Genomic DNA, 22,257 nt, shown 5'->3' on the forward strand with positions numbered 1-22,257 from the left:
GCCCCGAACGGCGCTGAAAGAATTCATCAGACTCCCACCCCGAAGCCCCCGCTAGCATCGAACGACCCGGGCGGCCAGCCTGCGCCGCGCCGGGGACCCAAGGGAGCAAAACATCGTGAAGTGGATCGTGGCTGGCTTTGTGGCGCTGGTTTTCTCAGTGCTGTCGTTCAACGCATTCATTGCCAACGACCTGAGCCGCCAGACCAGCGGCAACCGGCTCATCGCCATGCTGACCGACCTGTACGGCTGGCTGATGGGCACCCTGGGCGCCGTGCCGACGGGCCTCCTGTTCGCGGCGTGCGCCGTGGGCATCGTGGTGCTGGCGGTCCGGGACGGCAAGAAGGCGTCCTGAGCCATGCCGGTGACCACGCGCGTGGCCCTGCTCGACCCGCAAGGCACCACCGGACCCCAGCTGCTGCACAGCCTGCCCCGCCTGGGCTACGACGCCCTGCAGTTCTCGAGTGCGGGCGACTTCTTTGCGTTGCTGGACAGCGGCCAGCCGATCGACCTGCTGCTCCTGGTGGTCGAGAACGAGCTGGCTTCGCGCAGCCTCTTCGCCGCCTGCCGGGCGCTGAACATTCCGACGCTGCTCATCGTGCGCGACAGGCGCTGGGAACAGCTCATGCCCTGGCGCGACGCCCCGGGCTGGGACGACTTCATCGAGCTGCACGGCGCCGGCATCGACGACGCCATCAACGAGCTGGCCTGGCGCATGCGCACCCTGCTGCTGCGCGCCCGGCAGGCCGCGCAGACCGCCAGCCTCGGCGCGGCGAGTTGGGGCCCCTACCGCTTTCTCGACATGGCCCACACGGTGCTGCTGCACGAGCGGCGCATCCGCCTGCAACCGCGCCAGTACGCCTTCGCCGTCACGCTGTTCCGCAACGCCGGGCAGGTGATCACGCGCGAGTGGCTGTGGCAGTCGATCTGGGACAAGACCACGCCGTATGAAGGCACGCGCGTGCTCGACGTGTGCGCGGCCAACATCCGCAAGCGCCTGGACCTGTGCGCCGCGAACGGCTACGAGCTGCGCGCGGTCTACAAGCAGGGCTACCGGCTGGTGTCGGTGTTGCCCGGGCGCGAACCCGTCAAGGAGAGGGAGTTCACGCGAAGAGGCCGGCCACGCCATGCCGCCCTTGCCGTGAATTGCTGACAGGCCCGGCCCCGCTGCGGGCCGGGCCCCGGGCGTGCGTCAGGCGTCCGCCCCCACGCGAATCAGACGCGCCGGCTTCAGCCGGCCGTCCAGCGACGCCAGCCAGGCGCCCAGGTCTTCGTTCGACACGGGCGTCAGCAGCAGCTCGAAAGAACGCTGCGCGCGCACCGCGACGGGCACCGACTCCACGCTCTCCAGCTCCGAGCGGTGCGTGAGGTACAGCAGCGGCAACATCCAGTCGGCCGCCTGGTGCATCGCGGGCACGCGCGCCACCGTCTTCTGCGCGTCGGCGTGCAGCCCCACGATCACCCCGTCGAAGCGCTGCCCCACCTCCAGCGCCTGGATCAGGTCGGCGATGCGCACGAAGGGAATGAAGTCGGCCCCCAGCGCCGTCAGCGAGTTGCCGGTGCAGGCGCGCTGCAAGGCGTCGGAATCGACCAGCGCGATCCGGTAGCCCGAGGGAGCAGGCGCGTTCATCGTCACTGCTCCCCTGCGATGTCGAGCTCGACGCGCCGGTTGGGCTGCAGGCACTGCAGCAGCGCTGGCGTGCTGCGGCTGCCTTCGCAGTCGGACACCACCGGCTGGCGCTTGCCCATGCCCGCGGTGCGGATCAGCTTGCGGTCCAGGCCCTGCTGCACCAGCAGGTCGCGCACGGTATTGGCGCGCTCCAGCGACAGCGCCTCGTTGTAGGCGTCGCCGCCCAGCCGGTCGGTGTGCCCGGTCACCACGATGTAGTGCAGCGAGCGGAAGTTGTTGCGCAGCTCGACGGCCAGGTGCTCCAGCCGCGTGCGGCCCGCGGGCTGCAGGTCGGTGAGCGAGGCGCCGTCGAAGCGGAACAGGCCATCCGCATTGAGCGTGACCTTCTGCGGCGGCGCCAGCTTGGTGCTGGCCGGTATCGGCGTGGCCGCCGGCGGCTGCGCGAGCAAGGCGCAGTCGGGGTTCTTCCACCAGCCGCCAGTCATGAGCTCGCTGCCGTTGAAACGCACCATGTACTGGCAGGTGACGTGCTCGCTGCCCTTGCCCGTGTAGAAGTGGAAGATGTAGTTCCACTCGCGCACGCCCCACAGGCCTTCGCTGAAGTGCGGCCAGCCCAGCAGCTCGCGCAGCTGGTCCTTGCCCATGCCGGGGCGCACGCGCTGGAACTTCTCGGTGCCCGGAAAGGCGCCCTGCTTCCACTTGGCGCTGTCCAGCGCCGGAAACTCCTCGGGCCTGGGCGCCGCGGGCTTCTCGGCCGCGGCGCGCGCCTGCGCGTCCTTGTCGATGGCGGCGCCGGGCGAGGCGCAGCCCTGCAGGGCCGCGAGCAAGGCCGCCAGTGCGACGGCGGACAGGGTTCGGTTCATCTGCTTCATTCTTTTTCTCTCCCGCTTCAATTGAAGACCCACTCGGCACCGACCGTGGCCGCGGCCCCGGCGCGGCTCATGCCCACGCCGCCGGTCACGCTCCAGCCGTTGTTCTCGGCCGTGCGGCGGAAGCTGATGCCCACCGCGCTCTCGCCCTTGAACGTGCCGTAGCCCACGCGCATCACCGTCTTGCCCGGCACCGAGGTGCCCGGCATCTGCACGGCCATGGCGGCGGCCACGCCGGCATAGGCGTTCTTGGCGGTGTTGCGCAGCTCGTTGCCCAGCGCGTTGGTGCGCGCGTCGGTGTAGGCCATGCCGGCGGCGCCGGCCTGGTTCAGCTGCTGCACGTTGACCGCGTCGGTGGGCGCCACGCCCGGCGCCACGTTCTGCACCGTGACCGGGCCGGTGGAGGCGCCGTTGCCCATGGTCACGCTGTTGTAGTTGACGCTGCCGTCCACGTTCGTGTCGTAGCGCACCGCGCTTTGCTGCACGGCCTGCAGCTGGCGCACGTTCACCGCGTCGGTGGCCTGCGTGCCGCCGGCCACGTTGGTGATCTGGCGTTCGTTGCCGGCCGCACCGACCGACACCGCGCCCTGCGCCGACTGCACCACGGTGTTCGAGAACATCTCGCGCTGCCCGTTCATGCCCGCGCGGTTGGCCACCGCGCCGTCGCCCAGCGCCACGCTGTTGGCCGTGCTGGCCGTGCTGTTGGCACCCAGCGCGATGCTGCCGGCCGCCTTGGCCTGCGCGTTGTTGCCGGTGGCGATGGAGTTGTTGCCGGTCGCAACGGCCTTCGGTCCGATCGCCACACTCTCCGCGCCCTTGGCGTCCGAGTCAGCCGCCTTCGAGTTCGCGTGGAAGTACTTGATACCGCCACCCCCCGTGGTCATGTTGTTGATCGCCTGGTTGGTCGCGTTGAGCTGGCTGCCGTTCACCGCGTCGGTGCTGGTGGCGCTGATCTCGCCGGCCGCGACGTTGGTGATCTGGCGCTCCGCGTCCTTCGAGCCGACGCTGACCACGCCCACCGGCTTGGTGCCTGCGAACTGGTAGGTCGTGCCCTGGAGCGTGACCTCCTTGGTGGGCTTGGCCTCCGCCGTGGTCGAGTCGTTGCCCAGCGCGACGCTGTTCTTCGTGGTGACCACGGCGCCGGTGCCGATGGCCACGCCCTGGTCGGCCTTGACGGCCGCGCCCGAGCCCACCGCCGTGCTGTCGGTGCCCGTGGACGTGGGCGCCACGTAGGTCGTCGGCGAACCGGTGATCCACTTGCTGCCCGCCGCCGCGGCCTGGCTGGCCACCGCCTGCAGCTGCGCCACGTTCACGGCGTCGCTCGGTGCGGAGCCGGCGGCCACGCCGGTGATCTGGCGGAACACGCCGTTGGCCGCGTCGCCCACGCCCACCGCGCCCGTGGTGCTGGTGGTTGCGGCGATGGCATCCGCCTGCGCGGCGGTGGCTTCCGGCGGCACATAGCCCTTCACGCCCGCTGCGCGGTCTGCCACCGAGCCTGCGCCCAGTGCCGCACCACCGGCCGCGGGGGCCGTGCTGCCTGCGCCCACGGCCACGCTGACGTCGCCGGCCGCGGCGCTCGCCGCGCCCATTGCGACGCTTGCCACGCCCGAGGCGTTCGAGGCCGCGCCCGCGGCCACGCTGCCGTTGCCTGCAGCCCGCGCCCAGGCGCCGAAGGCCGCGCTGTCGATGCCGTCGGCGGTCGAGAAGTAGCCCACCGCCGTGCTGCGGTCGCCCATCGCCCAGGCGGCATTGCCGATCGACGTGGCGCTGATGCCCGCGGCCTGCGCCGCCGTGCCCATGGCCACGGCGTTGACAGCCGTCGCCTGCGCGTCCTTGCCCGCGGCGATCGCGTCGGCGCCCGTGGCCCCGTCGTTGTTCTCGTTGCCGCCGCCGGTCGAGTTCACGCTGTAGTACTTGGTCTTGCTCTCGGCGACCGTGTCCTTGAGCTGGCTGACATTCACCGCGTCGGTGCCGGCCACGCCGGGCGCCACGTTGGTGATCACCTTGCCGCCCGCGTCGACCCCCGCCGTGGTCACGCTCGGACCGCCGACGATGGTCAGGCCGGTGGCGCCGAGGGTGACGTTCGGGCCCACGGTCACGCCGGCGTTGTTCATCACCGTGTTGCCGGTGGTCACGCTGTCGAACTTCACGTCCTTGGCCGTGGCCACGGTCAGCGTGTTGCCGTTGCGCGTGACCACCATGTTGTCGCCGTTGGCGAAGTTGGCCGTGCCGCCCGGCGCGATGTTCTGCGGCGTCGCCTCGCCGTTCGCGCTCAGGTTCCAGCCCTTGCTGGCCGTGGCGTCGACCAGCTTGAGCTGCTCTTCGGTGGCCGCGCGGCCCACGGTCGCAAAGCTCGGGTCGGTCAGCGTCTTGTTGCTCAGGCCCTGGATGTCGTTGCTGACGCCGCTGAGCTTGACGGTGCCGCTGGTGACGCCGCCGGCGGCGACGGCCGTGGTGGTCGTGCCGTTGTTGACCGTCAGGCCCGTGGTGTTGAGGACGCTCTGGCCGACCGTCACGCTGTTGTTGACCTTCACGTCGTCAGCGAGCTTGAAGTCGAGGTTCGTGCCGCTGCGCGTGATCGTGACGTTGCTGTCGGAGTTGCTGAAGTCGACCTTGCCGCCAGGAGCGACATTGCCGCCCGTGGCTTCGCCGTTGGCCGCGACATTCCAGCCTGCGCTGGCGGTGTCGTTGACCTTCTTCAGTTGCTCTTCGGTCGCTGCACGTCCCGCCGTCGCGAAGCTCGGATCGGTCAGCGTCGTGTTGCTGAGACCCTTGATGTCGTTGGTGACACCGCTGAGGTTCACGCTGCCGCTGGTCACGCCGCCTGCGGCGACTGCGGTGGTGGTCGTGCCGTTGTTGACCGTCAGGCCCGTGGTGTTGAGCACGCTTTGGCCTACGGTCACGCTGTTGTTGACCTTGACGTCATCGGCCAGCTTGAAGTCCAGGTTCGTACCGCTTCGCGTGATGGCGATGTTGCTGTCCGAATTGCTGAAGTCGACCTTGCCGCCTGGAGCGACGTTGCCGCCCGTGGCCTCGCCGTTGGCCGCGACATTCCAGCCTGCGCCGGCGGTGTCGTTGACCTTCTTCAGTTGCTCTTCAGTGGCCGCGCGCCCCACGGTCGCAAAGCTCGGGTCGGTCAACGTCGTGTTGCTGAGACCCTGAATGTCGTTGGTGACACCGCTGAGGTTCACGCTGCCGCTGGTCACGCCGCCTGCGGCCACTGCGGTGGTCGTGGTGCCGTTGTTCACCGTCAGGCCCGTGGTGTTGAGCACGCTCTGGCCCACGGTCACGCTGTTGTTGACCTTCACGTCGTCCGCCAGCTTGAAATCGAGATTCGTGCCGGTGCGCGTGATCGCGATGTTGCTGTCGGAGTTGCTGAAGTCGACCTTACCTCCAGGTGCGACGTTGCCACCCGTGGCCTCGCCGTTGGCTGCCACATTCCAGCCTGCGCTGGCCGTGTCGTTGACGATCTTGAGCTGCTCTTCGGTCGCTGCGCGGCCCACCGTCGCGAAGCTCGGATCGGTCAGCGTCTTGTTGCTCAGGCCCTGGATGTCGTTCGTCACGCCACTCAGATTGACCGCTCCGCTGGTCACGCCGCCGGCGGCCATCGCCGTCGTGGTCGTGCCGTTGGTCACGGTGGTGCCCGTCGCCGACGTCGTCGTGACGTTGCCCGCGCCGTCGTTCACCGTCAGGCCCGTCGTGTTCAGCACGCTCTGGCCCACCGTGACGCTGTTGTTGACCTTGACGTCGTCAGCCAGTTTGAAGTCGAGGTTCGTACCGCTTCGCGTGATCGTGACGTTGCTGTCCGAATTGCTGAAGTCGACCTTGCCGCCCGGTGCGACGTTGCCTCCCGTGGCTTCGCCGTTCGCCGCCACGTTCCAGCCTGCGCTGGCCGTGTCGTTGACGATCTTGAGCTGTTCTTCCGTGGCCCCACGGCCCACGGTCGCAAAGCTCGGGTCGGTCAGCGTTTTGTTGCTCAGGCCCTGAATGTCGTTCGTCACGCCGCTCAGGTTGACCGTCCCGCTGGTCACGCCGCCGGCTGCAACGGCGGTGGTCGTCGTGCCGTTGTTCACAGTCAGACCGGTGGTGTTCAGCACGCTCTGGCCCACGGTCACGCTGTTGTTGACCTTCACGTCATCCGCCAGCTTGAAGTCGAGGTTCGTACCGCTGCGGGTGATCGTGACGTTGCTGTCGGAATTGCTGAAGTCGACCTTGCCGCCAGGCGCCACATTGCCACCCGTGGCTTCGCCGTTCGCTGCCACGTTCCAGCCTGCGCTGGCCGTGTCATTGACGATCTTGAGCTGTTCTTCCGTAGCCCCACGGCCCACAGTCGCGAAGCTTGGATCAGTCAACGTCTTGTTGCTCAGACCTTGGATGTCGTTGGTCACGCCACTCAGATTGACTGAGCCACTGGTCACGCCACCTGCCGCGACTGCGGTGGTGGTCGTTCCGTTGTTCACCGTCAGGCCCGTGGTGTTGAGCACGCTCTGGCCCACGGTCACGCTGTTGTTGACCTTCACGTCGTCAGCGAGCTTGAAGTCAAGGTTCGTACCGCTGCGGGTGATCGTGACGTTGCTGTCGGAGTTGCTGAAGTCGACCTTGCCGCCAGGCGCGACATTGCCGCCCGTGGCCTCGCCGTTCGCTGCCACGTTCCAACCCGCGCTGGCCGTGTCGTTGACGATCTTGAGCTGCTCTTCAGTGGCCGCACGGCCCACCGTCGCAAAGCTCGGATCGGTCAGCGTCTTGTTGCTCAGCCCCTGAATGTCGTTCGTCACCCCACTCAGCTTGACCGTCCCGCTGGTCACGCCACCGGCCGCAACGGCTGTGGTGGTCGTTCCATCGTTCACCGTCAGGCCCGTGGTGTTGAGCACGCTCTGCCCCACCGTCACGCTGTTGTTGACCTTCACATCGTCAGCTAGCTTGAAGTCGAGATCCGTGCCGGTGCGCGTGATCGCGATGTTGCTGTCCGAGTTGCTGAAGTCGACCTTGGCCCCTGGGGCCACATTGCCGCCCGTGGCTTCACCATTGGCAGCCACATTCCATCCCGCGTTGGCGGTCGCATCGACGGCCTTGAGCTGGCTCACGTTCACCGCATCCGTATCGACCGCGCCGGCCGCCACGTTGGTGATGCGCCGCTCGGCACCCACGCCGCCTATCGACACTTCGCCCACCGGCGTCGCGCCGGCGACCGACGTCGCGCCCGTCGGCACATAGGCCGCGTTCGCGTTCAACGTCGCCAGGTCCGTGGCCGTGGTGCTGTTGGCACCGAGCGCCACCGCGTTCGCGTAGGTGGCGCTGGCATCGGTGCCGATGCTGACGCCGCTGTCGCCCGTGGCCTTGGCACGGGTGCCGATGGCGACGGTGTTGCTGGCGCTGATGTTCTCGCCCGCGTTCAAGCCGATCGCGACGTTGGCGCTGCCCTGGACCCCGCCGCCGGCAAGACCGCCCAGCGCCACGTTGAAGGCGCCGTTGGTGCCCTGCCCCGCGGAACTTCCGATGCCCACGTTGGAGAAACCGGTCGTGACCGCCCCGCCGTTCACGCCAATGCCGATGTTGGAGTCACCGGTGACGCGGGCGCCCGCGCTCAACCCGAGCGCGGTGTTGTTCCCGCCCGTCACCGACACACCGGCGCTGTTGCCGACGGCCGTGTTGTCCGCTCCCGCAACCTGCCGGCCCGCGCCGTACCCGACGAAGGTGTTGTGCGAGTTGCCAGCCGCCGTGCTGCCCGAGCCGGCCATGTTGCCGACCGCCACGGTGCCCACACCCGCGGCCACGGCATCCACGCCTGACGCGATCGCATTGATGCCGGTCGCGCCCTTGTTGTCGTAGTTGCCGCCCTGCGTGCCGTTGTCGTTCACGCTGTAGTAGTGCGTCTGCGCGCCCTTGAGCTGACTCACGTTGACAGCATCGGTATCGTCCGAGCCCGCTGCCACGTTGGTGATGCGCCGCTCCTTGCCCGCGCTGCCCACCGACACCTCGCCCACCGGCGCGGTGCCGGCCACGGCCGTCGCGCCTGCCGGCACATAGGCGTTCTTGAGCGCCAGCGCGGCTGCGTCCTGCGTCGCCTTCGAATCCGCGCCCAGCGCCACGCTGTTGACGGCGGCAGCCTGCGCGCCATGGCCGACGGCAACGCCGTCGTCCTTGCTGGCCACGGCGCTGTTGCCGATGCTCACCGTGTTGTTGGCAGTGATGCCGGCAAACGTCGCGGTGTCGACGATGCCTGCGAGGCTGCCGATGGCGATGTTGCTGCTGCCTGTTGTTCCAGCACCAGCCAGAGCACCGATGCCGATGTTTGCATCGCCGACGACGGAGGAGCCCGACAGGTCGCCCATGGCGATGTTGTCGTTGCCGTTCACGGCCTGGCCCGCGCTGCCGCCGATCGCGGTGTTGTAGGTGCCCTTGGTCCCGATGCCGCTGTAGACACCCATCGCCAGGTTGTAGTCGCCCTGGACGCCCTGGCCCGCCGCAATGCCGAACGCCGCATTCGAGCTGCCCGCCACGTCCTTGCCCGCAGCGGAACCCACGGCGGTGTTGCTGGACCCCACGACACCGCCACCCGCTTCGGTGCCGATGCCCACGTTGTTCTGGCCGGCCAGGCCGGCGCTGGCGCCCACGCCGGCCTGGTAGCCGATGGACACGCTGCGCTCGCCGTTGGCCTGCGCACCCACGCCCGCCGCCAGTGCGTTGATGCCGGTGGCGCCGTCGTTGGCGTAGTTGCCGCCCTGCGTGCCGTTGTCGTTCACGCTGTAGTAGTGCGTCTGCCCCGCCTTCAGTTGCGCCACGTTCACCGCATCGGTGGCTTGCGTGCCCGCTGCCACGTTCGTGATCTGGCGCGTCTGGCCGTTGCCGCCGACGCTCACCGCGCCCAACGTGCTCTTCCACGTGGCCGAGGTGTCCGTCGAGGCCAGGCCCGTGGCCGGGTCGAAGCCCGCCACGCCCTTGTCCGTGCTCGCCACCGATTTGCTGCCCAGCGCCACGCCGTCGGCCACGGTCACGCTGGTCGAATCGCCCAGCGCCGTGGCGTTGGCCACGTTGACATTGACGTTGTTGCCCAGCACGAAGGTGTTGCTCGCCGCAGCGCCCAGCGTGTTGTTGTTGCCCACGCTGTAGCTGTTGGCGCCGTCGATCACGGTCGGGTCGCCGATGGCGCCGCTGTTGTTGCCGTTGACGACGTTGCCGGTGCCGATGCTGATCGACTGCGTGCCCAGCGCCTGGGCGCCCGTGCCGATCGCGATCGCGCGCTCGGCATTGGCAAATGCCTGGGTGCCCAGGGCGATCGTGTCGCTCGCCGTCGTCGGCGTGATGTTCCCGGAGGCCACATCGCCGGCAAGGCCCGCGGCCGAGCCGATCGCCAGGTTGCGGTTGCCGCTCACCAGGGCCCCTGCCGTCTGGCCGAGCGCGATGTTTTCGTTGCCGTCGGCGGCAAGACCGGCGTTCTGGCCCAGCGCCACGTTGCTGTTGCCCTTGGCGATCGAGCCCGCCCCCGCACCGATGGCCAGATTCGCATCACCCTGGGTGCCAAGCCCCGCCCCCTGCCCGATCGCGGCATTGCCCGAACCCACGACGCTGGCGCCCGCCGAAGTGCCCATGCCGATGTTGCCGTCGCCCTTCACGAACGCGCCCGCGGCGAAGCCCCATGCGGCATTGCTGTCGCCCTCGGTGTTTGCGCCCGCCAGGTTGCCGAAGGCCGAGTTGGCGGTGCCCTTGGAGAAGATGCCCGCCCCCGCGCCGATGAAGCTGTTCAGGTCGCCCTCCGACGAGCTGCCGGCCGTTGCCCCGATGAAGGTGTTGCTGTTGCCCGACGCCGCCTGCCCTGCGTTGTTGCCGATGGCGGTGATGTCCGCGCCCGCGCTCTTGTTGCCGGCACCGGAGCCGATGAAGGTTCCCGTCAGCACGGTCGAATCCTTGCCCGCGCTTGCGCCGATTGCCACGGTGCCGCCCTTGGCGGCAGAGGCCTGGGTTCCGATCGCCACGCCGTTCGCGCCGGCCGCGTTGGCCTGGTAGCCCTGCGCGATCGCATAGTGCCCGCCGGCCGTCGCACCGTGGCCCATGGCGGTCGCATGGTCCCCACCGGCCTTGGCATCGACGCCCGCGGCCATGGCGTTCAGGCCCGCGGCGCCCTTGTTGTCGTAGTTGCCGCCCTGCGTGCCGTTGTCGTTCACGCTGTAGTAATGCGTCTGCCCCGCTTTCAGCTGCGCGACGTTCACCGCATCGGTGGCTTGCGTGCCCGCCGCCACGTTCGTGATCTGGCGCGTCTGGCCATTGCCGCCCACGCTCACCGCGCCCAGCGTGCTCTTCCACGTGGCCGAGGTGTCCGTCGAGGCCTTGCCCGCGGCCGGGTCGAAGCCCGCCACGCCCTTGTCCGTGCTCGCCACCGACTTGCTGCCCAGCGCCGCGCCGTCAGCCACCGTCACGCTGGTCGAGTCGCCCAGCGCAGTCGCGTTGGCCACGTTGACGTTGACGTTGTTGCCCAGCACGAAGGTGTTGTTCGCCGCAGCGCCCAGCGTGTTGTTGTTGCCCACGCTGTAGCTGTTGGCGCCGTCGATCGTGCTCGGATCGCCGATGGCGCCGCTGTTGTTGCCGTTGACGACGTTGCCGGTGCCGATGCTGATCGACTGCGTGCCGTTGGCCTGGGCACCCTTGCCCATGGCAATGGAGGCTTCGCCCTTCGCAAAGGCGCTATCGCCCACCGCCACGCTGGACACACCGAAAGCCTTGCTCGCCGTGCCGATGGCCACGGCGGCCTTGTCGCCGGCGACCGCCGACGAGCCCAGCGCCACGGCGTCGTCGCCGGTGGCGCGCGACAGGTGGCCGATGGCCGTCGTGCGGCTGGCGTCGATGCCGGCCACGCCGTTGCGCTGGAACGCCTGGGTGACCGAGGTCTGCAGCTCGGCGGCGGTGACCAGCACGTTGCCGCTGCTGGCCTCGATGACGTTGCCGCTGGCGTCCAGGGTGTAGGTGCCGTCGGCCAGGCCGGCCTCGGTCACGCCGCGCGTGGCCAGAAAGCCCATGTACTCGGTCTGCGCCGCCAGGCTCGCCGCCTGCACGGCGGCCTGGGAGATCGGGGCGTTCGGGTCCTGCGCGGCCAGCGCCAGGTTGGCGCTCGCCAGGGTGCCGAGCGCGATGTTGTTGCTGCCCTTGGCCTGAAAGCCCGCCATCGTGCCCTGGTTGATGTTCTGGTCGCCCGTCACGAACTGGCCGGCGCGCTGGCCCACCGCGACGTTGCGATTGCCGGCCGACAGCCCGCCCGCGCCGTAGCCCATGCCGGCGTTTTCGTCGCCCTGCACCGCAAAACCCGCCTGGTTGCCGACGTAGGAATTGCGCGCGCCATTGCCGCTCGCGCCCGAGCCGCTGCCGACGAAGGTGTTGAGCGAATTGCTGAAATCGTTCGGGTCGGTCTTGGCGGGGCGGCCCATGCCCGCGAACGTGCCGATCGCGACGGTGTCGTAGCCGGCTTCGGCGCGCGAACCCAGCGCCGTGCCGCGTCCTTCGGCCTTCGCCGAGCCCCCCAGGGCCACGGAGTTGCCTTCGGTCGCGGAGGCATAGGTGCCCACCGCCACGGAACTCCAGTTCTCGGTCGGTCCGGTCAGGCGATCGCCACCGCTCGCAATGGCGGCGCGGCCGATGGCGATGTCGCCGAGCTTGTGCGCCTCGGCGCCGTTGCCCATGGCTACGGTGTCGTTCGCGAGCGCCTTCGCATCGGGGCCGATCGCCACGCTGTTGGCGCCGATGGCGCCCGAGTTGGCCTGGGTCGAATTGCCGACAGCCGTCGAATTCACATGCAGGTACGGCGTCTCGTCGACATTCACCCAACGACCGTTCTTCCAGGTCATCAGCCCGACGCCGAGGCCGTTGGCCGAGGTGCCTGCCGTGGTGTTGAAGACCACCATGCCTTCGATCGGCGTCGGCGCGGCCAGGCCCCAGGTCGTAGCGTCGGTCAAGGCGGCACGCGGCATCAGCACGCCCTTGTTCGGCACACCCGCGCCCGGCTCCGGTCCGATGGTCAGCCAGGAACTGGGGTCCGGGGACGGCGTGCCGACCCCGACCTGCGCAAGCGCCGGCCCGCCCAACAGGAGCATGCCCAGGCCCAGCGCGGCCAGCTGGCGTTGCGCGCTGCGGCTCTTCTTGCCTCGGGCCGAGGCGATTTCCGACGCGGCAACCCAAGCGCCCAGCGCCTCATTCCAGATGGATCGATAAGACTTGTTCATTTCCCCTGTTCCTCGGATGCAAGCCGGCCTTACTCCGCAGGATCGCGACATGGCGAGCGGAGATGACCGGAGATGTGGAGTGATCGGAGCGCCGGGTGGCGCTACAGGGGGCGGATGATGTCGAGGGCCTTCGAGGGTCGAAGGGCCGGCGTGAGGTTTGGTCAGATTTGCAGCCAGCTTTAGTCTGCATTTGTGAATTTCTTTACTACTTCATAACCATCGCCAACAATGTTGCTAACGTTCACGCTACGGAATTCGTCAGATTTCGGGTGTGGATTCACTGTCAAAATTGCCGCCGCCACCCCTGGAGTCCATGCGCATCGCCATCCTTGAAGACGACCCGAACCAGCTCTCGCATCTCGTGCGGACACTCGAGCAGCTGTTAACAATTGGCGAGACGAATGTGACCTGCATCACGTTTTCGAACGGGTCGACCTTGCAACAGGCACTGCGACGCGAAAGCTTCGATCTGCTGGTGCTCGACTGGAACGTGCCCGGCCTGGCCGGCGTCGAACTGCTGCAGTGGCTGCGCAAGTGGCAGACCGACAAGGTGCCCGTGCTCATGCTGAGTTCGCGCGCTTCCGAGCACGACGTGGTGCAGGCGCTGAACCTCGGCGCCGACGACTACATCGTCAAACCTTTCCGACCGCTCGAACTGCGCGCCCGCGTGCAGCGCCTGATGGCCCGGCGCGTGCCGATCGCGCCGTCCGATGGCGAGCGCTTCGGCCGCTGGGAGTTCGAACGGGTGTCGCAAAGCGTCCTGATCCACCCGGCCCCGGGCGACGACGCCGCGCCGCAGCGGCACGCCCTCACCGACCGCGAATTCAAGCTCGCGCTGACGCTGTTCCAGCACATGGGCGACACGGTGTCGCGCGCGCATCTGCTCGAAAGCGCCGGCTACAGCAACGAAGAACTGCCTTCGCGCACGCTGGACAGCCACATCTACCGGCTGCGCAGCAAGCTCGGCCTCGAAGCCGAAAGCGGATTGAGCCTGCGCACGGTGTACGGCCGCGGCTACCGGCTCGAGGCCACGCAACACGCACCGCAGGCGGATTCCTGATGGCGACGACGCACCCAACCCCGTTCCGCCCGTTCCGCCTGCACCGCCTGCTGTCCTGCGCCGCGCTGCTCGTCGCCACGGCGGCGGGCGCGCAGTCGCCGCACGTGGTGAAGCCCGGCGAAACCCTGTGGGGCATCTCGGGGCAGCAGCTGGACACGCCGCTGCGCTGGCCCGAAGTGCAGCAGCGCAACCAGGTGGGCGAGCCGCGCCTGTTGCAACCGGGCACGGTGCTGTACTTTGCCGACGGCCGGCTCGTACCCGAGGGCGCGGCGGTGGTCACCGCGGTCGAAGGGCGGGCCTCGCGCAAGCGCGCGGGTGTGCCTGAACAGGTCCTCACGCCCGGCCTGCCGATCCAGGCCGGCGACACGCTCATCACCGGCACCGATGCCTTCGTGACCTTGGGCGTGGCCGGTGGGAGCCGCGTCGTGCTGCCCTCGCGCAGCGCGCTGGAGGTGCTGGCCATCGACGCCAATACGGTGCGGCTGCGGCTCATCGAAGGCCGCGTCGAATCGCAGGTGCACAAGCAGCAGCCGAACCAGCAGTTCGAGATCCGCGCGCGGTCGATGGGCCTGGGCGTGCGCGGCACCCACTTCCGCGTGCGCGACGAAGACGGCGTGCTGACCGGCGAAGTGATTTCGGGCGAAGTGGTGGTGCAGCGCACCGCGCAGGCCGAACCGCCGCTCGTGCTGCGCGAAGGCCGCGGCGCGGTGCTGCTGGAGAGCGGCCCGTCGCAAGCGCAGGGCCTGCTGCCGGCGCCCCAACTGGTGCCCGAAACGACGGCGCGCAACGACCGCACGTTCCGCTTCACGCCCGTTGCGGGCGCGCAAACCTACCGCCTGCAATTGGCGCGCGACGAGCGCTTCCTGCTGCCGGTGTACGAACAACGCGGCCCAGGGCCTTCCTTCACGGTGCCGGCGGAACTGCCGTCGGGCCTCTACCAGCTGCGCCTCACGGCCTTCGATGCCGCCCGGCTCGAAGGGCTGCCGGGCGACGGCACGGTCTACCTGCCCACGGTCGAAGGCGGCGCGGGCGGCCAGAGCACGTCGACCGCACTGCCCGACGGGCGCGTGGAGGTCCGCTGGCCGGGCATCGCGGGCCAGCGCTACACCTTCGAACTCGCGCGCAGCCCTGACTTCGCCGTGTTGCTGGTCAACGAGCCCGCGGTCTATGCCACCGGCATGACGGTCGGCCCCTTCGCGCTCGGCGGGCGCTACCACTGGCGCGCGCGCCAGGCCACCCCCGACGGTGCTGCGTCCGCAGCCACCGGTTTCGGCGGAAGCTTCGACATTCCGGCGCGCTGAAGCGGGGCCACGCGCATGCGCCTCGTCGTCGAACGCCTGCTGATGGCGCTGCTGCTGCCGCTGGCCATGCTCGGCCTGGCGCACCGCCCGGGCCTGCTGCAGATGGATGCGTACATCCACGACCGCCTGCTGATCCTGGCCTCGCACCGGGCGTCGGCCGACATCCTGATCATCGCCATCGACGAGCACAGCCTGCGCGAACTCGGGCGCTGGCCCTGGAGCCGCGCGACCCACGCGCGCCTGCTCGAACGGCTCGCCCCGGCGGCGCCGCGCGCGGTGCTGCTCGATCTTTTCCTGACCGAGCCGAGCGCCGACCCGCGCGAAGACGCGCACCTGGCGCAGGCCATGGGCCTGCTGCCCGTGTACCTGCCGCTGCTGCATGCGAGCCCCCTGGCCTTCACGAGCCACGAATGGCCGGGCTTCCTGCCGCCGCTGCCGGACTTTGCCGCCCAGGCCCGCGGCGTGGGGCATGCCGGCCTCGCGCCCGACACCGACGGCGTGGCGCGCACGCTGTACCTGCTCGAGGGCTATCCGAACCAGCTGCAGCCCTACGTGGGCGCGCTGATGGCGCGGCGCGTCCCGCCGGCCGTGGTCGACCCCGAGGCGACGCCGGTCGACTGGTTGCGCCAGAGCCCGCTGCGCCTGCTTTTCGCCGGCCCGCGCGGCAGCTACCGCACCGTGCCCTACGTGAGCGTGCTGCGCGGCGAAGTGCCCGCCGAGCTGCTGCGCGACAAGCTGCTGCTCGTGGGCGCCACCGCGCCCGGCCTCGGCGACCAGACGCTCACGCCCAACGCCGGCATCCGCGGCGTGCTGCCCGGCGTGGAAGTGCATGCCAATGCCATCGACAACCTGATGCACGGGCGCAACGTGAGCGTGTCGCCCCCGCTGTGGCACGCGGCCTGGACCGTGGTGCCGCTGTGGCTCGCGCTGTGGCTGCTGGTCCGTCGGGGCCGGCACGCACTGCCGATCGCCGCCGGCCTCGCGAGCGCGTGCCTGCTGATCAGCAGCGTCGCCATGCTGGCGTGGCACCACTGGCTGCCGCCTGTGGCGCCGATGCTCGGCCTGGCCATCCTCTACCTGCTGTGGAGCTGGCGCCGTCTCGAATCGCAGTTCGTCTACCTGCGCAAGCGCGCACAGGTGCTCGACGCCCTGCCCGGCGGCACCTTCGAAGTCATGCCGGCCCGCTCGCCGGCGCCCGCCGATCCGGCGGAGCATCCCAAGCAGGCGCTCGACCGCGCCATTGCACGCCTGCGGCGCATGCAGCAGCTCATGGACAAGGCCATGCAGGCAATGCCCGTGGCCATGTTGATCTGCGACGAAGAGGGGCACATCGGGTCCGGCAACGCGGCGGCCTTCCGGCTGCTGGGCGGCGATGCCATGCCGTCGCACGACGACGATGGCATTGCACCGCCCGCGCTGCGCGGCGTGCGCCTGCCCGAGCTGATCGCGCCGCTGGCCGTGCCGCCCGCCAGCGGCGCGCCGGCCCGCACGGACGCCGCCCATTGGACCGACCGGCTGCACGGCGAATACGCGACCCCCGACGCGCGCGTGTTCCGCCTGGAGGCCGCGGCCTTCAGCGGCGACGCGCCCGAAGACCGCGGCTGGGTCGTGATGCTGCCCGAGCTCACGGCCGAGCGCGAAGCGCAGCGCCAGCGCGACGAGTGGCGCCAGTTCCTGTCGCACGACCTGCGCAGCCCGCAGGTCACGATCCTCAGCATCCTGTCGATGCATCCCACGGCCGATGCCGACATGCGTTCGGCCATCGGCCGCGAAGCCGAGCGCACCCTGGCGATGGCCGAGGGCTTCATGGATTTCGCGCTCGCCGAATCGGACGACTACCGCTTTGCGGACACGCACGTCGGCGCCGTGCTGCTCGATGCCAGAGACCAGGTGTGGCACTACGCGCAGTCTCATGGCGTGCGCGTCGAAGCGCGCATCGACGACGCCGCCGGCGACACGACCCTGCGCGCCGACGGGGCCTTGCTGACCCGCGCCATCGTCAACCTGCTGAACAACGCCATCCGCCACAGCCCGTCCGGCCGCCGCGTGGAATTGGGCATGGCCATCGAGCCCGGTGCCAACGGCGCGGACGCGGCCGGCGTCCGGATTTCCGTCAGCGACCAGGGCTCGGGCATGACGCCCGGACAGCTCGACGCCCTGCTCCATGCACCGCGCGGCCGGCGCGCCCCCACCGCGCCGGAAGCCGCCCCCGGCGAGACCAAGGGCACGGGCACGCGGCGCATGGGCCTGGGCTTTTCCGTCGTGCGCGCGGTGGTCCAGAAACACAACGGCACCCTGGGCGCGGACAGCACGCCCGGTGCCGGCACGACCGTCTGGCTGCGGCTGCCCCTGCCCGGTTCGCGCCCTAGCACATCGAAGTGACGGGTTTTCCAATCCCGATGGGGACAATGTTGTGGAAAACCGTGTGCGCAGCGCGCGAAACCCTTGCCTGGCGGGGCCTGCAACACGGTGCCTGCGAAACAGGCAGCGACGCTGAAAAACCTGGAGAAATATTTTTCTCGGCGTTTTCGCCACACTTTCGGCGCCGAATCGGGACGCGCCGCAGCACCGGCGGGACCACCGCAGCGCTCAGTCCGAGGGCTCGCTCGCCGCACCGTCGGCGAGCATGGCCGCGATGGCCGAGGCCTCCAGCCCGGCTTCGGCCAGGAGGCGCCGGGTGTCCGCGCCGCGACGCACGGGCGCGCGCAGCGAAGGCGTCAGCGGCTCGCTGGACGTGAAGCCGATGCCCGGCACCGGCACCCGCCGCGCGCCGTTCGGCAACGGCAGCTCCACGTGCGGCCAGTCGCACGCCATCTGTGCCGCCGCCTGTGCGGGGCGCACCACCGGCGTGGCGGGCACGCCGTGGCGGGTCAGCAGCGCATCCCATTCGGCCGTGCTCCTTCCGCCCAGCGCCTGGCCCAGCAGCGCCTGCGCGCGCGGCACGTCGCGCAGTTCGGCGGCCTCGTGCAGTGACGACAGCAGCGAGGCGTCCGTGCCGGTTTCGCGCAGCGCGTTCAGCAGCCCCTTCGCCTGGTCGGCCGCATTGCAGACGATGGCCAGCTGGCCGTCGGCCACCCCGAAAGTGCCCGACAGGGGGCTGCCGGAAAACGCGGTCGATGCGCTGCGCGGCATCTCCATGCCACTGACCAGCGGCCCGGCGTAGGTGGGCGCCATCAACGTGAGCGCCGCGCCCATCATCGACACCTGGAGCCATTCGCCGCGCACGCGCGCCTCGCCGTTCGGTCGGTCGCGCCGGTAGAGCGCGCTCATCACCGCCAGCGCGGCCTGCTGGCCCACGGCGTAGTCGACGAGCGGAAAACCCACCCGCTGCGGCTTGCCGTCGCGGTCGGCGTTGGCTGCCATCAGCCCGCTCGCGGCCTGGATCACGTGGTCGTAGGCGCGCCGGTCCGATGCGGGGCCGAAGCCGGTGATCGAGCAGACGACCAGCTGCGGATGGCGTGCGATCAGTTGCTGCGGATCGAAGCCGAGCGCCGCCAGCTTGCCGGGCCGGAAGTTCTCCAGCAGCACATCCGCGCTGCCGATCAGTTCGGCCAGCGCCTGTTTGGCCCGCGGGTCGCGTGCATCGATGGCCAGCGAGCGCTTGCCCGCGCCCTGCGTCACGAAGGTCTCGCCCAGTCCGAGGGCGGTCAGTTCGGCATCCAGGCCCTTGGCACGAATCATGTCGTCGCCGTCGGCGCGCTCGATGCGGATCACCTCGGCGCCGAGCAGGCCGAGCTGGTAGCCGGCGAAGGGGCCGGCCAGCACGTGGGTCCAGTCGATGACGCGCAAGCCGGCCAGGGGTGTGGGGGTCGATGTCATCGCGTCACTCCGGCTTGACGCCACTGTTCTTCACATAACGCGCCCAGCGGGCGATCTCTTCCCTGGCGAAGCGGCGGCCCTCTTCGAGATTGAACGCCAGCGGCTGCGTTCCGCTGCTGGCGCGCAGTTGCACCGACTCCGGCGACGCCGACGACTTGCGGATGGCCGCATGCAGCGTCTCGACGATGGGCGCGGGCGTGCCCGCGGGCACGAACACGGCGGTCCATCCGGTGATCTCGAAATCGGCAATGCCTTGTTCGCGGAACGTGCCGACGTCCGGCGTGGCCGGATAGCGCCGCGCGGCGGCCACGGCCAGCGGCTTCAGCTTGTTCCCGTCGATGAAGACCTTGGCCACCGACGCGTCGGAGAACGCGAAGTCGATGTGCCCGCCGGCCAGGTCCGCCAGCGATTGCGGGTTCGACTTGTAGGGAACCGTGACGGCGTCGATGCCCGCCGACTTGCGAAAGATCTCGCAGGCCACCTGTGTCACCGCGTTGCCGCTGCCGCACCTGAGCGCGTTCGGATGGGCCTTGCCGTAGGCCATCAGGTCGGCCAGGTTGCGCCACTTGGCGTTGGCCGCGACGTACAGCGAGATCGGGCTGCTGCCCAGGCCCGCCACCATCTCGAACGACCCGGGTTCATAGCCGAGCCTGGCCGGGAAGAACGAGAAATTGACGGCGTTGGTCGTGGCCGAGCCGATCAGCAATGTGTACCCATCGGGCTTCGCGCGCGCGGCCGCCGCCGTTCCCAGCGCGCCGTTGGCGCCTTGCTTGTTGTCGACGATGACGGGCGTCTTCAGGATGTCCGTCAGGTCCTTGGCCAGCACGCGCGCGCCGATGTCGGTGCCGCTGCCCGCGGCGAATGGAACCACCAGCGTGATGGGGCGTGAAGGATAGGCCGCCTGTGCGCAGGCCGAGGCAGTCCCCAGGGCCCACAAGGCGCACAGGGCGCCCAGGAAGAAAGAACTGCGAAGCATGAGGGGTGTGTCTCCTGGTGGTGTCCGGGCTGAACGATAGGTTGCCGCCCGGCGCGCAGCAACCTACATTCCGTGGCGACCTTTTCCACTTTGGAAAACCATGAACTTGAACGACCTCCATCTGGCTGTGGTGATCGCGCGCGAAGGCGGGCTGAGCCATGCCTCGGCCTGCCTCGGCATTTCACCGGGCACCCTGAGCAAGGCCGTGACGCGGCTCGAGCGCGCCACCAAGGTCAAGCTGTTCGAACGGCTGGCCCGGGGCATGCGCCCCACCGAGCTGGGCCAGGCCTTCCTGAAGCGGGCGCAGCGCATCGACCTGGACGCCGCCGACCTGCATGCGGAACTGCGCGACCTGCGGCAGGCGCGCGCGGGCGTGCTGCGCTGCGGTGTCGGCGACGGCATTCCCGACCGCTGGGTGCTGCCGGTGGTGGCCGCGCTCATCGAGCGCGGGATCCGCGTGGACCTGTCGGGTGGCAACTCCGACTCGCTCACGCGGGCCGTCGCCATGGGCGAGCTGGAGTTCGCCCTGACCGGCCTGCACAAGAAACCGGCGGCCGCGCTGGCATGGGAAGGCCTGCGGGACGACCCGCTGCTGCCCATGGCGCCGATCGGCCATCCGCTGGCGCGCACCAAACGCGAGGTGGGCTGGGACCAGCTCGCGCAGGCGCGGTGGATCGTCATGGCGCCCGGCACCTCGACGCACACCGAGTTCGAAGCGAACTTCCGCGCGCACCGGCTCGACCCGCCCGAGCCGGTGGGCACCTCGCGTTCGTCCCAGCGCGAGCTGGCGTTGGTGCGCTCGCTGGGCGCCTTGATGCCCGTGCCGCGTTCGGTCCTGAAAGAGCCGCCGGTCGCGGCGCAGTTCGTGCCCGTCAGCCCCGTCGGCGGATGGCGATCGACCCGCCGCGTGGGCATCGTGCGGCGCGCCGGCGGCTACCTCAGCCCCTCGGCATCGCAAGCGATGGAGGCGCTGGAAGACATCCTGCGCAAGGAGCGCTGACGACCGGAGGCGCAAGGCATGGCGCGCCGCGTGCGTTAGGCTCCACGATCCCTTCAACCCCTCCTCCCATGCACATCGAAGAACGCATCCACATCGCCGTCCCGCCCCGAGTCATCGACCGCATCTGGAGCGAGGTCGACCGATGGCACCTGTGGGACCCGGACACCAAGCAGGCCCGGCTCGACGGCCCCTTCGCCGTGGGCACCAAGGGCCGGATCGTTCCGCAAAAAGGCATGGGCGTTCCGATGGTGGTCACGGAGCGCTCCGAGGGCCAGTCGTTCACCGCGCAGGGCTACATCCCCCTGTTTCGCATGCACTTCAAGCACACGGTGTCTGCAACGGACAGTGGCTCGGACGTGGTGCACCGCGTGTGGTTCACCGGCGCCCTGGCCTTCCTGTTCGGGCCGGGCGTCGCCAAGCAGGTTCGGCATGGACTGCCCCGGACCATGCTGTCGCTGAAGGCCTATGCCGAGCAGCGCCACGCCACGTCGGGGCCCGGCGACGCCCCCTGAAAGCCGCCGCGCGCTGGCATCGCGCCGCAAATTCCCGCGCGCTGGCGAATGAAGGCGCATCATGGGCCGATGAACATCCAGCTCGGTTTCGAGATCGCCTACCAGTTTCCCCGGCCGACGCCGATGATCCTGGCCCTCAGCATTCACTACTCGCGCGCCTCGGACCTGCTGCGCCCGGACCATCTGCTCACGAAACCGGCCGTTCCCACCACCGCGTACCGTGACCTGTTCGGGAACTGGTGCACACGCCTGGTCGCCCCCGCGGGCCGCTTCGTGCTGAGCACGGACACCGTGGTCCACGACGGCGGCGCACCCGACATCGTCGTGCCCTCGGCGCCGCAGGTGCCGGTGGAGTACCTGCCCGAGTCCACCCTGCTCTACCTGCTGGGCAGCCGGTACTGCGAAACCGACCTGCTGTCCGACTTCGCCTGGCAGCGCTTCGGCAACGGCCCGACCGGCTGGGGCCGCGTGCAGGCGGTGTGCGACTTCGTGCACCAGCACATCGAGTTCGGCTACCCGCATGCGCGGCGCACCCGCTCGGCGTTCGAAGCCTTCAAGGAAGGGCAAGGCGTGTGCCGCGACTATGCGCACCTGGCCATCACGCTGTGCCGCTGCCTGAACATTCCGGCCCGCTATTGCAGCGGCTACCTCGGCGATGTCGGCACCCCGCCGCCGCACGGCACGATGGACTTCGCGGGCTGGTTCGAGGCCTTCCTGGGCGACCGCTGGTACACCTTCGACGCGCGCAACAACGTGCCTCGCATCGGCCGCGTGCTGATCGCGCAAGGGCGCGACGCCAGCGACGTCGCGCTGTCCAACACCTTCGGGCCCAACGAACTGGATGGGTTCAGGGTGTGGTGCGACGAGGTGCAATGAACTGAATCG

13 protein-coding genes are annotated in these 22,257 nt (G+C 69.6%); 8 read left to right on the top strand and 5 right to left on the bottom strand.

From position 1 onward, the window contains the following. The first annotated feature begins 115 nt into the window (after nucleotides 1–115). Nucleotides 116–352 carry a hypothetical protein gene (locus AC3WQR_RS10625; protein ID WP_070060321.1) on the top strand — a complete coding sequence of 79 codons (237 nt, stop codon included), beginning with the start codon at nucleotides 116–118 and terminating at the stop codon, nucleotides 350–352. Between the two features lie 3 nt (nucleotides 353–355). Continuing rightward, nucleotides 356–1,150, top strand: coding sequence for a winged helix-turn-helix domain-containing protein (locus tag AC3WQR_RS10630; protein WP_492741991.1), 795 nt, complete (start codon nucleotides 356–358; stop codon nucleotides 1,148–1,150). A gap of 39 nt (nucleotides 1,151–1,189) precedes the next feature. Here AC3WQR_RS10630 and AC3WQR_RS10635 read toward each other — a convergent pair whose 3' ends face one another. Genes AC3WQR_RS10635 through AC3WQR_RS10645 form a run of 3 tightly spaced genes read right to left on the bottom strand, consistent with a single transcriptional unit; the run spans nucleotide 1,190 to nucleotide 12,704 of the window. Beyond that, the gene (locus AC3WQR_RS10635; protein WP_095744971.1) at nucleotides 1,190–1,627 is read right to left on the bottom strand and encodes a hypothetical protein; all 438 of its coding nucleotides are present in this window, start codon (nucleotides 1,625–1,627) and stop codon (nucleotides 1,190–1,192) included. Between the two features lie 2 nt (nucleotides 1,628–1,629). Continuing rightward, the gene (locus AC3WQR_RS10640; protein WP_095747570.1) at nucleotides 1,630–2,490 is read right to left on the bottom strand and encodes an OmpA family protein; all 861 of its coding nucleotides are present in this window, start codon (nucleotides 2,488–2,490) and stop codon (nucleotides 1,630–1,632) included. A 26-nt stretch (nucleotides 2,491–2,516) separates the two neighbouring features. Continuing rightward, a complete protein-coding gene (locus tag AC3WQR_RS10645) occupies nucleotides 2,517–12,704 on the bottom strand; it encodes an ESPR-type extended signal peptide-containing protein (RefSeq protein WP_492741992.1) in 10,188 nt (3,395 codons plus the stop codon). Nucleotides 12,705–13,017: 313 nt separating this feature from the next. Between AC3WQR_RS10645 and AC3WQR_RS10650 the strand changes: the two genes are divergently transcribed. The 3 genes from AC3WQR_RS10650 to AC3WQR_RS10660 are packed head-to-tail and all read left to right on the top strand — an operon-like array spanning nucleotide 13,018 to nucleotide 17,447. After that, a complete protein-coding gene (locus tag AC3WQR_RS10650) occupies nucleotides 13,018–13,764 on the top strand; it encodes a response regulator transcription factor (RefSeq protein WP_492695759.1) in 747 nt (248 codons plus the stop codon). Beyond that, nucleotides 13,764–15,065, top strand: coding sequence for a FecR family protein (locus AC3WQR_RS10655; RefSeq protein WP_492741993.1), 1,302 nt, complete (start codon nucleotides 13,764–13,766; stop codon nucleotides 15,063–15,065). Before AC3WQR_RS10650 ends, AC3WQR_RS10655 begins: the two co-directional genes overlap by 1 nt. A gap of 15 nt (nucleotides 15,066–15,080) precedes the next feature. Beyond that, on the top strand, nucleotides 15,081–17,447 hold the full coding sequence (locus tag AC3WQR_RS10660; protein ID WP_492741994.1) for a CHASE2 domain-containing protein: 2,367 nt from the start codon (nucleotides 15,081–15,083) through the stop codon (nucleotides 17,445–17,447). 207 nt (nucleotides 17,448–17,654) lie between these two features. On the opposite strand, the gene AC3WQR_RS10665 is transcribed toward AC3WQR_RS10660, so the two are convergent. Then, the gene (locus tag AC3WQR_RS10665; RefSeq protein WP_492741995.1) at nucleotides 17,655–18,884 is read right to left on the bottom strand and encodes a CaiB/BaiF CoA transferase family protein; all 1,230 of its coding nucleotides are present in this window, start codon (nucleotides 18,882–18,884) and stop codon (nucleotides 17,655–17,657) included. A gap of 4 nt (nucleotides 18,885–18,888) precedes the next feature. Beyond that, nucleotides 18,889–19,860, bottom strand: a complete 972-nt coding sequence (locus tag AC3WQR_RS10670) for a Bug family tripartite tricarboxylate transporter substrate binding protein (protein WP_492741996.1) — start codon at nucleotides 19,858–19,860, stop codon at nucleotides 18,889–18,891. 100 nt (nucleotides 19,861–19,960) lie between these two features. On the opposite strand from AC3WQR_RS10670, the gene AC3WQR_RS10675 reads away from it, so the two are divergent. From AC3WQR_RS10675 to AC3WQR_RS10685, 3 genes are all read left to right on the top strand, one after another. Next, nucleotides 19,961–20,860, top strand: coding sequence for a LysR family transcriptional regulator (locus AC3WQR_RS10675; RefSeq protein ID WP_492741997.1), 900 nt, complete (start codon nucleotides 19,961–19,963; stop codon nucleotides 20,858–20,860). Nucleotides 20,861–20,928: 68 nt separating this feature from the next. Then, nucleotides 20,929–21,372, top strand: coding sequence for an SRPBCC family protein (locus AC3WQR_RS10680; RefSeq protein ID WP_492741998.1), 444 nt, complete (start codon nucleotides 20,929–20,931; stop codon nucleotides 21,370–21,372). A gap of 69 nt (nucleotides 21,373–21,441) precedes the next feature. Then, nucleotides 21,442–22,248: a transglutaminase-like domain-containing protein gene (locus tag AC3WQR_RS10685; RefSeq protein ID WP_492741999.1), complete on the top strand. Its 807-nt coding sequence runs from the start codon at nucleotides 21,442–21,444 to the stop codon at nucleotides 22,246–22,248. Nucleotides 22,249–22,257 lie beyond the last annotated feature (9 nt).

The sequence above is a fragment of the Variovorax sp. FW305-3-2-15-B-LB1 genome, from assembly GCF_058787635.1.